Origin of the sequence: Veillonella sp. VA142 (genome assembly GCF_003992135.1) — a bacterium.
In the GTDB taxonomy this organism is placed as follows: Bacteria; Bacillota; Negativicutes; order Veillonellales; family Veillonellaceae; genus F0422.
In genome coordinates this window covers 1-14,531 of the sequence record NZ_RQVN01000011.1, presented here as the reverse complement: position 1 = coordinate 14,531, position 14,531 = coordinate 1, and the positions used below count along the sequence as shown (strand labels likewise).

Annotated in this window: 11 protein-coding genes; 3 read left to right on the top strand and 8 right to left on the bottom strand. The window is 39.6% G+C overall.

From position 1 onward, the window contains the following. Nucleotides 1–2 precede the first annotated feature (2 nt). Both EO117_RS05500 and EO117_RS05495 read right to left on the bottom strand, forming a co-directional pair. A complete protein-coding gene (locus EO117_RS05500) occupies nt 3–950 on the bottom strand; it encodes a YybS family protein (RefSeq protein WP_126939480.1) in 948 nt (315 codons plus the stop codon). Between the two features lie 97 nt (nt 951–1,047). Then, entirely contained in the window at nt 1,048–2,961 is a 1,914-nt protein-coding gene (locus EO117_RS05495; RefSeq protein ID WP_126939479.1) for a ribonuclease J, read from the bottom strand. A 429-nt stretch (nt 2,962–3,390) separates the two neighbouring features. Here EO117_RS05495 and EO117_RS05490 point away from each other — a divergent pair, with 429 nt between their 5' ends. The 3 genes from EO117_RS05490 to bioF are packed head-to-tail and all read left to right on the top strand — an operon-like array spanning nt 3,391 to nt 5,800. Next, nucleotides 3,391–3,885, top strand: a complete 495-nt coding sequence (locus EO117_RS05490; RefSeq protein ID WP_126939478.1) for a hypothetical protein — start codon at nt 3,391–3,393, stop codon at nt 3,883–3,885. A gap of 6 nt (nt 3,886–3,891) precedes the next feature. Further along, the gene (locus tag EO117_RS05485; protein WP_126939477.1) at nt 3,892–4,647 is read left to right on the top strand and encodes a 6-carboxyhexanoate--CoA ligase; all 756 of its coding nucleotides are present in this window, start codon (nt 3,892–3,894) and stop codon (nt 4,645–4,647) included. Next, a complete protein-coding gene (gene bioF, locus EO117_RS05480) occupies nt 4,640–5,800 on the top strand; it encodes an 8-amino-7-oxononanoate synthase (protein ID WP_126939476.1) in 1,161 nt (386 codons plus the stop codon). The genes EO117_RS05485 and bioF overlap by 8 nt, the downstream gene beginning before the upstream one ends. 371 nt (nt 5,801–6,171) lie before the next feature. Here bioF and EO117_RS05475 read toward each other — a convergent pair whose 3' ends face one another. From EO117_RS05475 to speF, 6 genes are all read right to left on the bottom strand, one after another. Next, nucleotides 6,172–6,870 (bottom strand): uracil-DNA glycosylase, encoded by a 699-nt coding sequence (locus EO117_RS05475; RefSeq protein WP_126939475.1) that lies wholly within the window; start codon nt 6,868–6,870, stop codon nt 6,172–6,174. A gap of 10 nt (nt 6,871–6,880) precedes the next feature. Then, the gene (locus EO117_RS05470) at nt 6,881–8,482 is read right to left on the bottom strand and encodes a glycosyltransferase family 39 protein (RefSeq protein ID WP_126939474.1); all 1,602 of its coding nucleotides are present in this window, start codon (nt 8,480–8,482) and stop codon (nt 6,881–6,883) included. A gap of 10 nt (nt 8,483–8,492) precedes the next feature. Continuing rightward, nucleotides 8,493–9,062, bottom strand: coding sequence for a DedA family protein (locus EO117_RS05465; protein ID WP_371413085.1), 570 nt, complete (start codon nt 9,060–9,062; stop codon nt 8,493–8,495). Between the two features lie 48 nt (nt 9,063–9,110). Beyond that, complete coding sequence (locus EO117_RS05460; RefSeq protein ID WP_240632588.1) at nt 9,111–10,061, bottom strand: cation diffusion facilitator family transporter; 951 nt, start codon at nt 10,059–10,061, stop codon at nt 9,111–9,113. Nucleotides 10,062–10,328: 267 nt separating this feature from the next. Beyond that, complete coding sequence (gene potE / locus EO117_RS05455; protein ID WP_126939472.1) at nt 10,329–11,645, bottom strand: putrescine-ornithine antiporter; 1,317 nt, start codon at nt 11,643–11,645, stop codon at nt 10,329–10,331. 63 nt (nt 11,646–11,708) lie between these two features. Then, complete coding sequence (gene speF / locus EO117_RS05450; protein WP_126939471.1) at nt 11,709–13,889, bottom strand: ornithine decarboxylase SpeF; 2,181 nt, start codon at nt 13,887–13,889, stop codon at nt 11,709–11,711. Nucleotides 13,890–14,531: the final 642 nt, after the last annotated feature.

Here is a 14,531-nt window from a genome sequence, read left to right as displayed (position 1 = left end):
GCTTACTCGATTCGTCTACCCCATCGTTCCTCTATATGCAAGAATACATCTAGGGCACCTAATATAGCAGCGGACTGTGACATGATAACAAAGATACCTAGCACAATCCACGGTACAATCTTCGGTGGATTATAGCTTTTACTAATACGCCACGCACAAGATATACCTCGTATAAATAGCATTATACCACCTAAGTACATCAAATTATAGCCTGCGTATTCAAGGAGTGGAATATATTGTTTCACGAAATAGGAAATCAGACCCACTAAAAAGATATGCAACGCCCAATCCGGCACATGCCAACCTTTGATGGTAGGCATTTCAGGAATATGGTAGGTACAAATACGACTGAGCACAATATAGGTGAGACGATTAATAATATAAGAAATAGCCACACCGGCACAAAATAACCCTGCAATCAACACTTTTTTCATAATTTCAATTTGATCTTGCAAGGCGGTCATCGCTGATGTCACTTGCTCTTCTGAAAGCCCTTGCTGTACATACACATCTTGCATGGATACTGTCATTTGTTCTTCCAAAGAGGTCCACATCTCCGTAGGGCTTACGTGCATCACTAAAGCAGAAGCCCAAAACTGGAAGACTACTGATAGCATTAATACCACAGCAGGAATCATTAGCAATTTAGAAATTGACCAATGCTTGTGCAATCCATAACCGATTAAAATACCAATTACACCGAAGACTCCACCTTCTACTATGGCTGTTAAAGGTCCTAATAAAAAGGCAATGGCTATAATCGCTGATACAACAGATAATAGGCTCCAACGAAACCCATGACGCACGCCTACAATGGCAATCGTCATAGGTACAAAAATAGACCCAAAAAATCCAAGCATAGGTACACTGAGTCCTATCATAGCAAAGACAATCATCAATGCCGTAAGGATGCCAGATTCTACGACGGATTTTGTACTTGTTTGATTCATATACTAACTCCACACTATGTCGCTCTTAGGTTTCGACATAGTCCAATACAATAAATAGACATATGACTCGCGTCATATGTCTATTATATCACATACTTTATACGTCTTGAATGATTGGTAGAATCATTGGGCGACGGCGCGTTTTTTCATAGAAGAATTTGCCTAATGTGTCACGCACCACAGTTTTGATGGTTGTCCAATCTTTAATGTGGTCTATTTCACATTTCTCTACTGCTGCATCTACACGTCGTTGTGCTTCACTTAACAATTCTTCTGCATCACGAACATACACAAAGCCACGGGATAACATATCTGGGCCCGCTACGATCGTACCAGATGCACGGTCCATTGCCATAACAACCACAACCATACCTTCTTGCGCTAATTGCTGACGGTCACGAATAACAATGTTACCTACGTCACCTACACCTAAACCATCCACAAAGACTTTACCAGCTGGTACACGACCTGCTAAACGACCTGTACGTGTGGTAAACTCAAAGATTTGTCCATTGTCCCCAACCAAAACATTGTTAGGTTTTACAATCCCCATGGACACAGCCAATTCACCATGTTTTTTCAACATACGGTATTCCCCATGTACAGGAATAAAGAACTTAGGTCGCACTAGATTCAACATTGTTTTTAAATCTTCTTGGCTACCATGTCCAGATACGTGGATACCACGATCTTTGCCATAGACTACATGAGCACCTTGGCGCAATAAGTTATCGATGGTACGTCCTACTGCCGCTTCATTACCCGGAATTGGAGTGGCGGAGATAATAACAGTATCATTTGGCGTAATCTCTACGGTGCGGTGATTATTCGTAGACATACGAGATAGGCCCGCCATTGGTTCCCCTTGAGATCCTGTCGTTAATATCATAATTTCATCCGCACGATACCGATTCATTTCATCATCACCGATGATAGTTCCTTCTGGTACTGTTAAATAGCCGCGCTCTTGAGCAATTTCTGTCACATTTACCATGGAACGACCTAACACCACTACCTTACGTTTGGTAGCTACCGCTGCATCAATAGCTTGTTGCAAACGGGACACATTGGATGCAAAAGTAGCCAAGATAACACGACCAGTAGCTTCTGCTACAGCACGCATAATAGCAGGTCCTACAGAACTTTCAGATGGAGTAAAACCTGGTTTTTCTACATTTGTGGAATCGGACATAAGCGCCAATACGCCTTTGTTACCAAGTTCTGCAAATTTATGAACGTCCATTAATTTCCCATCTACTGGCGTTTGGTCTACTTTAAAGTCCCCTGTATGCACCACAGTACCGACTGGAGTATCTAAAAAGATAGCACATGCGTCTGGAATTGAGTGATTTGTTTGGATAAAGCCTACTTTGAAGCATCCAATTTTAAATTCATCACCGGCTTTTACAATTTGTAATTTTTTTGCTTTTACATGATGTTCTTTTAATTTGCCTTCAATCAATCCACATACTAAGTTTGTAGCATAGACAGGTGCATTGACCTCTTTTAATAAATATGCCAAAGACCCAATATGATCTTCGTGACCATGAGTAATTACCACGGCACGCACTTTATCTTTATGCTCGATTAAATAACTCATATCAGGAATAACGATATCTACTCCCAACATGTCATTTTCTGGGAATGCTAGCCCTGCATCTAACACTACAATATCATCGCCGTATTGGAAGATGGTCATATTTTTACCAATTTCACCTAAACCACCTAATGGAATGATTTGTAATTTATCTTTTCGCACGTGCGGACGTACTGATTGTTCCTGTTTTTCTACTGCCACGTTCACCCGTTGCGGTCTACGAGGACCACGATTAGATTGACGACGTTCGCCATTATCATTGCGAGGGCGACTTGGACGCTCTCCATCCGCTTTCACTGTGGCGCGACGATTTTGACCTGTCGTACGACGTGTACGTGTTGTCTGACGTGGGTGTTGTTGCGTAGCTTCACCTGTCGGTGTAACTATCTTTGTTGTTCCTTCTTGTATATTCAAAATTTCCTCCTACGGGACTATGGTCGTACTGTCTATACATACTACCATAGTCCAAGACTATATAATCCCATCCGCAGATGGTTAAGCATGTATCGGCATGTAAGCACAAATAAGTATCTATTCCTGTTTGTTTTTATACAGCAAAACACTGTGAGAAACCTTTCTCACCATCTATGTCACATTCTTCTACACAGCAAAGTATATACCCTCTATACATACTTCTACTATGAAATATTTGGGAACCTCTTAGGATTCATAAGCCGATCAAAATAGTTACTTTCATTATACTATACACATTCTATCCTAAGCAACTCACCCCCTCACTAATAAATCACAAAATTTGCAATTGAATATTGCACTAAATGCAATTGCATTTTATAATGTAAACAAAGCAAATCTTTTAAAGGTTTACAATGGGAGGTCACAAAAATGAGAAATGTAAGTATTCACACAGTTGCAGAGATCGGTATCTTAACGGCAATGATGACAATTCTAGGGGGCATCAAAATCCCTAACTTAATTCCTGGTGTAGAGTTCCAATTATCCGCCCCCTTAGCCGTAGCAATTTGTGCTGCCTTTGGATTCCGCAAATATATCATTTGCGGTTGCCTTTCTAGTTTGATTGGGCTTGTATTGGGCACACAAAACTTGCTAAATGTTGCTATCGCCATGCAATTCCGCCTTATCGTAGGTCTTATCTTATGGATTGGTAAAAACCGCATGTGGTCCATCCTTATCTCTGGTCCTATTGCGTCTGCTATCGCCCGTATTACCATTGGTTTATCTTTCGGTAAAATGGTCATTCCTATGCTTGTGATGGCAGTACCTGGCATGATTTTCACAATCATTGTGAGCCCCGTTTTTTATGGTATCTTACAGCGTCTACCACGCTTGGCTACTACTTTGAAAGTTAAACAAGGATAATCTCACATGGTCTACAGCATCCGTATGCGCGCTGCTAAGGGAGGTCCTCATGAACAGGGGGGCGCTCATATTTCTGGGGCAGAACGTCTCGTCTCCCTAGAATCGGTATCACGCATTTCAGAAGAATTTATACAGCGAGCTTTGCAACACAGCAAAGGTCGTCCAGATTTTATTAATTTACAAATTGATGCGATTCCTGATGACTCCATCGTGAAAGTCCCTGCTCTCATGGTGGCTACCACAGAATCATCAACGATTGAAGAGTCTCATCGGGTAGCTACCCAACTATTACAACAAGCACAAATTCATGAACAGGCTATACAAAGTGCTTTTACCAAGCTTAGCCAAAATACAGAGTCTGTAAGCGGTGCTTGGCTCGTTAATGCCATCACTGGCGAGGTATATCCTCAAACGGTACGGGTATCCCGTATGGATGCAGAAAGCGATACTGATATACATGAACATTTACAACGCTTCAGATGTTCCTCTATCCATTCTAGAGAGGCTCTCATCCTAGCAAGTAAGGTCCTCGCATCGCCTTACGTACTAGGTGAACTGTGTTGGTCCGATGATCCAGAGTATACGACAGGCTATGTGTCCTACGGTACCACCTACCATCGATTAAGCCCTATGAAAGTCTATGGTAGTCCCATCGGTGGTCGCGCTTTTTTTATCACTGACGGTGCACCGATAGAAGAAATAATACAGTATTTTACATCCACTCCTACGTGGGTTACAACGAAAGGGAATCACCATGTGTAATCGATACTCTAATGCTTTAATTAAGCGCCAAGAGGAGTCACAATTTCGTTCTCCTCGCACCTATACTCCTATCGATGCTACTCATGTTATGTATGAAGGTTCCACCTATCTGATGATGGCATCAAACAATTATCTGGGCTTAACTCACCACCCACATGTGAAGGATCGCGCTTCACAGGCTCTCCAACAATATGGTACCGGTTCTGGTGGCGCTCGTCTTACCTCTGGTTCCTTTCCTTTATTTCAAGAGCTAGAAAACCGTCTTGCACAGTGGAAAGAATGTGAAAAAGCACTTACTTTCACAGCTGGGTTTATGGCAAATCTCGGAACTATATCAGCTCTTGTTAATAAAGGGGACATCATTTTCAGTGATGAACTCAACCATGCGAGCCTGATCGATGGATGTCGTCTCAGTGGCGCCAAAGTGCAGGTGTATCCCCACAAAGATGTACAAGTCCTTGAACCATTACTAGCTGAATCTAAGCACTATGGTATGCGTTTCATCATCACTGATGGGGTATTCAGCATGGATGGTGATATAGCCCCCTTACCGGAACTCTTAGAACTAGCTGAGCGCTACGATGCCCTACTTATTGTAGATGATGCTCATGCTACTGGCGTCATTGGTGAGGGCCGTGGCACAGCGCATCACTTTCACTGTGAAAGCCCACGTATCATCACCACTGGCACTATGAGTAAAGCCTTAGGGTCCATCGGTGGATACGTTTGCGGTTCTCAAACTGTCATTGATTATATCATCAACCATAGTCGTCCCTTCATCTTTGCCACTGCCTTATCTCCAGCTGATATTGGTGCTAGCCTTGGTGCCCTAGAAGTATTATCTGAGGAACCAAGTGTTTATCAAAACCTACGAAGCAATACAGAATATATGCACAAAGCCTTACAATCATTAGGAATCCCTAGCACCGATGATACACCGATATTTCCTATCATCATCGGCTCCAACGAAGATACATTAAAAGCCAGTCACCTATGTGAGCAAGAAGGCATTATCCTCAGTGGCATTCGTCCACCTACTGTACCTATTAACACAGGACGACTGCGCTTAACCGTCACCGCTGCACACACAGAAGAAGAATTACAAAGAGTTATCCAAGTATTGCAGACACTGCCAATACCAAAGAACCTATAACTAAGTTTCCCCTAAATTCCTATATAAAAATCCTACCATCATTATCGATAGTAGGATTTTTGTAATACCTGTTTCTTTATAATATTCACCACAAAGGAGGTGCTTCTACGTTTATCTCTCAATATACAACCCAAAAATATCATAGTCCCCCATAACAACCCACAAAGAAAAGCCGTGGTGCTTACTAAAAACCATCAGCATAGACCATTTTAAATCAATCAGATTTTTCAACTCTTATAACCACCTCAAGAAAAGCCGTAGTGCTTACTGAAAACTTTCGCGTAGGGCAGTTTTCAGAAGCGCTGCGGCTTTTCGTCTTTTTAGAAGTACCACGGCTTTTCGCCTTTTCAGAAGCGCTGTGGCTTTTCACTCTATAAGGTTTTACAAAATTCTCTAAACTGTTCTTTATACAGTCCCGCTCCTCCATTGGCTGGATGGCGCAAGGTAGCTTGTACTTCTACCCCATACTCCGCCAAAGTAAGACTCGCCTTTTGTCCAACTCCAAGAATTTGTGCACTAGGGAACAACTCCAAGATTCCTTTTGTATATGTCCATCCTAAGTCTAATTCTTGCTTCGTCGGCGTTCGGTTTGTCAACCCATCATATCCTTTGAAGGGATGAAATGGAAAGATATTCCACAACACCACTTCATAAGGATCAATATTAGCTTCTAACATGGCATTCCAAACCACAGAATCAGTGGGCTCATTGAAGCCCTTTTCTTTTTGTGTCGGTTTTATAATATACTCGCTCTTTGGATTACTAGTACGTTTCGGCTCTAGCCCTGTAAACACCATAGATGGTTTTACCGTGGGGTGATACCCTAAGAGCATTCTTTCACAGGTCATAGCAACCCCTGTAAATCGCCCTCCTTGATAGCCTACCGCTTCTGCTATGATAAGAATTTTAGCACGATCTAATCGTTGCTCCAAATAAGCCTGTAACTGCTTTTTCCGAATGGAGCTCGCTCGCTGATTCGTGTCATAACGCCCATCAAAATCATTCCAAGGATTGTACACTTGAGGACTAGAAAATCCTTTTAATTGTCTCATCAACCGTTCTACTGACATAGGTTCCCCTCTATTTGGAATGTAATAACACTACTTTTGAACTACTTTCATCACGTTCTAAGTATGGGCCTACCGAAGATTCCTCTAACTCTTTACCATAATTTTTATTGGTAATAATCAACATCCGTTCTCCAGATTGCAACCGCTTAAATAATTCTTGTTCCTCAATTTGGGGCATTACATGCTTGTCATTCCACTTCGCACTGCGTTGTACATTATACTTCTCTAATCGCTCAGGACTAGGCTCCACACGCACAGGGGTAATATCTAAGTAATAGGGCACAGACGCTGCATATTCCCCATAATAATACACAGGTCCATGAAAGTTACGTATCTGTTCATGATACGTCACAGAGGATCGCAATGCCAAGAATGGTACCATCCCTTCTATCAGCACTATCCCTAGTATGACCAAGGTCCCCATTCCCACTGTGAAAGGCATCATTAACCGTTTCCCATACCAATAACATCCACCAAGGAATATGGTAAGCCCTATTACAAATGCTCGCAGTATCCACCAAAATCCCCAAGGTACAAAGAAAGTACTAATACCAAGAGCCCACCATAACACTAAAGTAGGCCCTAATACCCACCACCAAGCACGATGACTAGCATCTTTCAGAGAAATAATCCCATAAGCCCCTAATAGGCTAAAAGGAATGACAGAAATAAAGGTATAGGTCGGATATTTTGTGGCCATCATTGTATAAAACAAAATCGTGCCCCAACCCATAATCATGGTATATAGATAGGCATCAGTTCTTGTTTTCCAACCCCGATACACACCATATAGAATGGCCCCCGTCCAAGGCAGAAATCCACCTAAGAAAATAGGGAGATAGTACCACCAATGATTCACCTCGGGGTGCTCCGATTGGGTCGCTCTCGTTACATTATGAAGGCCTAAAAATCCATTGATAAATTCCATACCATGAGTATGGTACATATATCCATACCAAGGCAAGACAATCGCTAAAAATACGAGAATACCTTGCCATGGAAATAAAGCTTTCACCAATGGTAAAGAGCGTTTAACACCTGCATACACAAGGAACAACAATCCCGGCAATACAAGACCTACAGGTCCCTTCGTCAACACTGCGATGCCTGCAAACCCATAAGCTACTGCTATATGCCAAGGATTCTTAACTAATAGTCCCCGATAGGCATAATAGAATGTACCTACCGTAGCAAATAAAAGCACCATATCTGTAATGATGCCATGCGCAATAATCCATACAATAAGAGAAGTCCCTAGTATAAAAGCCGATAACAAAGCTCCTCGGCGGTGTCCTGTTAAGGTGCGCACCCCTTGGTAAAGCAAGGCCACCGACAAGGCCCCGAAGAGAGCTGACGGGAATCGTGCTGCAAAGTCTGTTATACCGAACACGGAATAGGACAAACTCAATAACCAATAAATCATAATCGGTTTGTCAAACCAATAATGCCCATAAATTTGTGGAGACAACCAATCTCCAGAAAGAACCATCTCTTTAGCGGTTAGAGCGTAATTCGATTCTACTGGGTCCGACACTGGCAATAGATGATTACCTAGCATATAGACTCCTAAGAAAAAGAGAAATACTACATAGGTCACACGATGTAATTTCATAATCATCTCCCTATAGGTTACGACGTTTCCAAAATTTCAAACCATATACTACAGCTACTACCACAAATACTACAATCATAGCAACAAATAGTTCATGATTATACTCGATTAAGTCTTTCCAATGTTCCCCTAGCTTCATACCTAGCCAAACTAACAAAATAGTCCACGGGATAGTACCCAAAGCAGTCCAAATCACAAAGGGTGTCATTGGGTATTTAGCCACTCCTGCGGGGAAGGAAATAAATGTACGCACCCCTGGCAATAAACGACCAATAAACACAGCTGCACCGCCATAACGATTAAATAACTTTTCAGCAGCACCGAACTTATCTTCATTAAACAAAATATATTTACCGTATTTCATTAATACAGGTCTTCCGCCGTATTCACCTAACCAATAAGACAATACCGACCCCAAAATACCCGCTATAACACCTACTATAATAGCTATATTCAAATCAAATACACCTTGAAACACCAAATATCCAGCAAACCCCAAAACAATTTCACTGGGAATAGGAATATTCGCATTTTCCAGTACCATGCAAATAAACATAGCTGCATATCCATAGGTTTCCATGATAGTCAATACATACTCCACTGTTGTCTCCTCATAGGAAGATAGTTACTAATCTTCGTCTTCTTCATCTAATAAATAATCTTTTGCCATCCACTTTTTCGTAGCTGTAAAGGTGATAGTCACCCATTTCTCTGCAGGGTCGCCACCAATAGCAAGGTCAATTTCATTGCGAATCTCATCTAATTCTACAATCGTCTGTTTAGGGAAGCTTTTAGGAATCAAAATATCAATTTCAATCATTTTTACATTCCCATAGGCTTGTACACTAGTTACATAGTCTTTAAATTTATATTTTTCCATAAAAGAATCCATAATAAATTGGATTCGATTATGTAAGGTTAACGGTGCCACCCCCATGATTTGCTTTACCGATGGAATGATAATTTTTAAAGCAGACGGCATCATTTGTAACGACAAGATGATAAGCACGATAGGATCCACGTATACAGCCCATTCTGCATAGCCAAAATGTTCTAATCCAAAGGCCACCAAAAAGCTGATTAAGATCCCCGCTTCTAGCATCGCATCGATGGACCAACTAATATTATCAAATTTCACCAAATTAGATTGTAATTTTTTATTGATTTGATGCACATAGAAATAATAAATAGTATCAGCAATCGTAAAAATCGTAGCATATATAATAGCCGGCCCCACATGTACTGCACGACCACCACCTAATAAATCCGTCAGCCCCGACAAAAAGGCATAGCTGACGATAAGTAAGGTGAAACTACCTTCTGCAATTAATACCAACGGTTCAAACTGCCAATAACCAAACTGAAAGCGCTTACTTGTTTCATTGGATACCAACCTGGATGTGATGATCATCATCACTTTAATAATAACGGCAATAAATGACACTACTCCATCTAATAAGATGGCACTGGAGCCACTAAATACCCCCATCATAGTACCACCTATAGCCACAAATGACATGAGTATCGCCGATTGTAGTAACAATCGTTGCTCCACTGCATGTTTATCTTGTATTAACATAATTACTCCTATCAAATTTGGTGGGACTTACAAATCACCCTATATTACATCTAACTATTTTATAGCCTATAGGCATTCTATCTAGTCTACACGCTATGAAACAGTTTTATGCATTCATATACAAGTATATATAAAAACGGTGTATCATACAAGTACGATACACCATTTCTATGCATTGTGCGGATAATTCTTTTCTTTAATTTTTCACATCTAGGAAATATCTATTACAGTTTATATGTCCTATAATAGTATCCTATCTATTTATGATTAAGCTTGTTTTTCTAAATCGAATTTATCAGAGATAAATCCATATAATGTCCAACCTATAAATGTTACAATAGAACCGTATGTCATCGCTTCTAAACCAGATGCATATAAGGCATATAAGCTATATAAGGAGCCAATAAAGGCAATAAAAGTAGTACCACTTAATTCGCTACCACTACGACCTGCAGATTTTAGGATAACAATAATCGCTGCCATGGATAATAAATAAGGGATAATATTAGTAACAACAGCAAGGTTAACTAATACTTCAAATTGTTCATTTAAAGATTCAGACATTGTCATCAAAGACAATAAAGACTGAATAATTGTAATTGTAACCATCCCTACAACAGGGGCATCTTTGGATGTGATTTTACTAAATAGCTTAGGAAATAGGCCTTCATCAGCAGATTGTTTAAATACGTTCGCAATGGTAAATTGCCAGCCAAGCAAAGATCCAAAACAAGACATAACCATCAAGCCCATAACAATTTTACCCACTGTTGGAGTAAACATACTAGCAAATGCTAAGCCAAATGGAGCAGAGCTATTTACTAAATCATTTGCTGGTACAATACCAAATATGATATTAGTAGATAATACGTAAATAACTGCTGCCCCTAATGTACCACCCAACACAGCAATCGGTACATTTTTTTCTGGATTATCAACTGCATCAGAGTTAGCCGCAGCTGATTCCAAACCTAAGAATGCCCATAACGTCATAGCAATAGAGTTAGTTGCTGCCTCATTAAATGGCAAGTTATTAACATTCCAGTTTTCCATGTATAGATGGCCAGAGAAGAAGTACCAACCTACAGTGGAGATAACAAATACAGGAGCAATAACTCCCCATACAGTAAAGCTCGATACGCGACCAGTAATGCTCGCACCGCCAAAATTAAGCACTGTAGCTAACCAAAGGGTAGCTATTGTCCACATAGCGGTCGTAAACGGAGATAAGTTCGCATCTAAAAATGTTGCGCCATAACCTACTGCAGAAATTGCAATTGCCACATTCGCAATTAAAAGAGATACACCGTAGGTATAGTTCGCCATAAAGTTGCCAGCTTTACCGAAAGAGTATTCGGAATAGCCACCCATACCTCCTCCTTTTTTACTGTACATACCGGCTTTTGCAAAGGCATATGCAAGAGCCATAGAACCTACTGCTGTAATTAACCAAGATACAATTGACAAAGAACCTACCTGCGCCAACTTAGTTGGAAGCATGATAATACCAGATCCCATCATGTTTACAGCTGTTAATATAGTAAGCTGTAATACGCTCATTTTATTTTCACTTGTGCTACTCATAGGCACCTCACTCAGAAGGGTCCAGCTAGGAGCAAGCTCCTAGCTTCACCTCATTATAAATAACTATTTATCAAATTCTTTTTTTAATACATAACCAAAGGCTTTTTTAGTTCCATCTTCTTGAGTTGTAATATATACACCTTGGATTTCAGGGGCGAAACCTGGCAATTTATTAATACCTTCTTCTAACGCTAAGAAGTAGTCCCTAGCAGTTTCAGACCATCTTTCACCTGGTTGTACACAAAGTACTCCTGGAGGGTATGGAAGAGCCCCTTCCAACGCCATACGACCAACAGCTTCTGTCAATGGAACGAGTTCACCTTGTCCACGTACAAAGTCAAAGTTTGCTTCTTGAGGAGTTTTCACATACTCAGGCAAATATTCGTGTAAGAATAATTTCTTTTGAAGTTCGCTTACATTGCGATCTTTGTAGAAATCATGCATTTCTTGGCATAGACGGCGGATTGTATAGCCTTTGTATTTATCGATGTTATTGTAATAAATCGATGGCAATACGTCTTGCATTGGTGCGTCTTGTTCAATTAATTGTTCGAAACGAACTAATTGTGCTACCAAGTCATCCATTTTTGTTTTGGATTCTGCTGGCGTCATCAAGAATAAAATTGTGTTCAAGTCACATTTTTCTGGGATGATACCATGTTCACGAAGATAGTTAGCTAAAATATTGGCATGGATACCGAAGTCTTCATATTCGCCAGTTTCTACGTTGATACCTGGTGTAATCAATTGGAATTTACATGGGTCAATGAAGTATTGTCCTTCACCATACCCTTCAAAAGAGTGCCATTTCGCACCTGGTTCGAAGGCAAAGTATTTAACATCTTGTGCCATTTCAGAAGTATCTCCATCTTCCCATTTTTTACCATTTACAACTGGTGGTACTAATGGACGAAGGTACTTACAATTTTTGAGGACTGCTTTACGAGCATCAATGACTGTTTCTACACAATCTTTCCACAATAATTTACCCGCCTCTCCTTCATGCATTTTCGCATTAATATCAAGTGCTGCAAATAATGGGTAGAATGGAGATGTGGAAGCATGCATCATAAATGCGTTGTTCAAACGTTTATGATTTACATAGCGATCTTGCCCCTTAATGTGAGAGTCTTTTTTATGTACTTGAGACGTTTGAGAAAACCCAGCCTGTTGTTTATGAACAGATTGTGTAACCAAGATACCCGGATCGTTAGGACCTAGTTCTAATAATAACGGACTGCAATCTTTCATCATTGGAATAAATTGTTCATAACCAACCCACGCAGAGTCAAACAAAATATAATCACATAAATGGCCGATTTTATCAACTACTTGACGAGCATTATAGATAGTTCCATCATATGTGCCTAATTGAATCACCGCCAAACGAATAGGTCGTTCAGATTTTGCTTTTTCAGAATCTTGTTCTGCTACTAACTTACGGATATATTCCTCATTGAAACAATGTTCCAAAATACCCCCAATAGAACCAAATGGGTTACGAGCCGTTTCTAAGTATACAGGAGTAGCACCCGCTTGTACTAATGCACCATGAGAGATAGATTTATGGTTATTGCGATCGTATAAAACAACATCTCCAGGAGCTAATAGTGCATTTAATACCATTTTATTTGCAGAGGATGTACCATTTAACACAAAATATGTTTTATCTGCATTATATACTTGCGCTGCATGTTGCTGTGCATCACAAGCCGGTCCTTCATGAATCAACAAATCCCCTAGTTTAACGTCTGCATTACAAAGGTCACTACGGAATAAGTTTTCACCATAAAAATTATAGAATGCACGACCCGCTGGATGACGAGCAAAGAATTGTCCTCCTTGATGACCTGGACAGTCAAATTGAGAGTTACCATCTTCTACGTAATCTGCCAACGCACGGAAGAATGGAGGCAACATATCTTCTTCATATTTATTAGCTGCCGCTTCAATTTGTTTCACATATAATTCGTAATTCACCTCATTAGCATCGATTACACGGGTAATTTTGCCTACAAATTCAGGTTTAATAGTGGAGTTCGCATCCTTTTTCACTAAGAATACAGGAATACGAAGCGCTTCAATCAATGGATTGCTTAGTACTTCTTCATGATCTGCATCCGTAATCACAATTGCAGCTACATCAGAAAAATCAGTTGTATCTAAAGTCACTGCAAAACGAGTGATAGAATCCTCAAAATCTTGTAATGCATCATGAGAGAACGCAATGTGTAAGTGATTCATAATAAAGCCTCCTATTGCATACTATGAACAGATATAAGTATTGAAAACCATTGTCGACATGGTAGAGCTATGGATATAAGAATATACAGTAGCTATTTCATACTAATCTTACAATGAATGGAAATTTAATTCAACCGTAATTAATGATTTCAACTATAGCATTTTGTTATATTTCACCTTGCTAAATCGCTAATATATTATATTCTATAGACTATTATTTTTTATTGTATCTTAAAAAACACATTTACAATCACATTTATTTATATATATAAAATTAGTATATATCTCTCTGAAGTATAATAATCCCGCTTTTCTATTTTAATATTTTATTGAGAATTTTTTTCAATAATTTTTATATACTATGGATATTTATTAAACGATTGTCCACTAAAACAAAGTTTATTTAATTTTTATTCTTACTTTTTTATATTATAATGATTGTTAATTATCAAGATAATCATCTTTTTTCAATTATTGCATTTTTTGCATAACTAATTCTGCATTTTCACTACAATATAGGGGCTGTAACAAAATAGCCCACAAATAAAATAGAGGAAAGTTGATCAAAAAGTATCAACTTTCCTCTATTTTTTATATTTTTAATAGGCAAAAGGGTCCCGAAGGACCCTTTTCATTGGTATA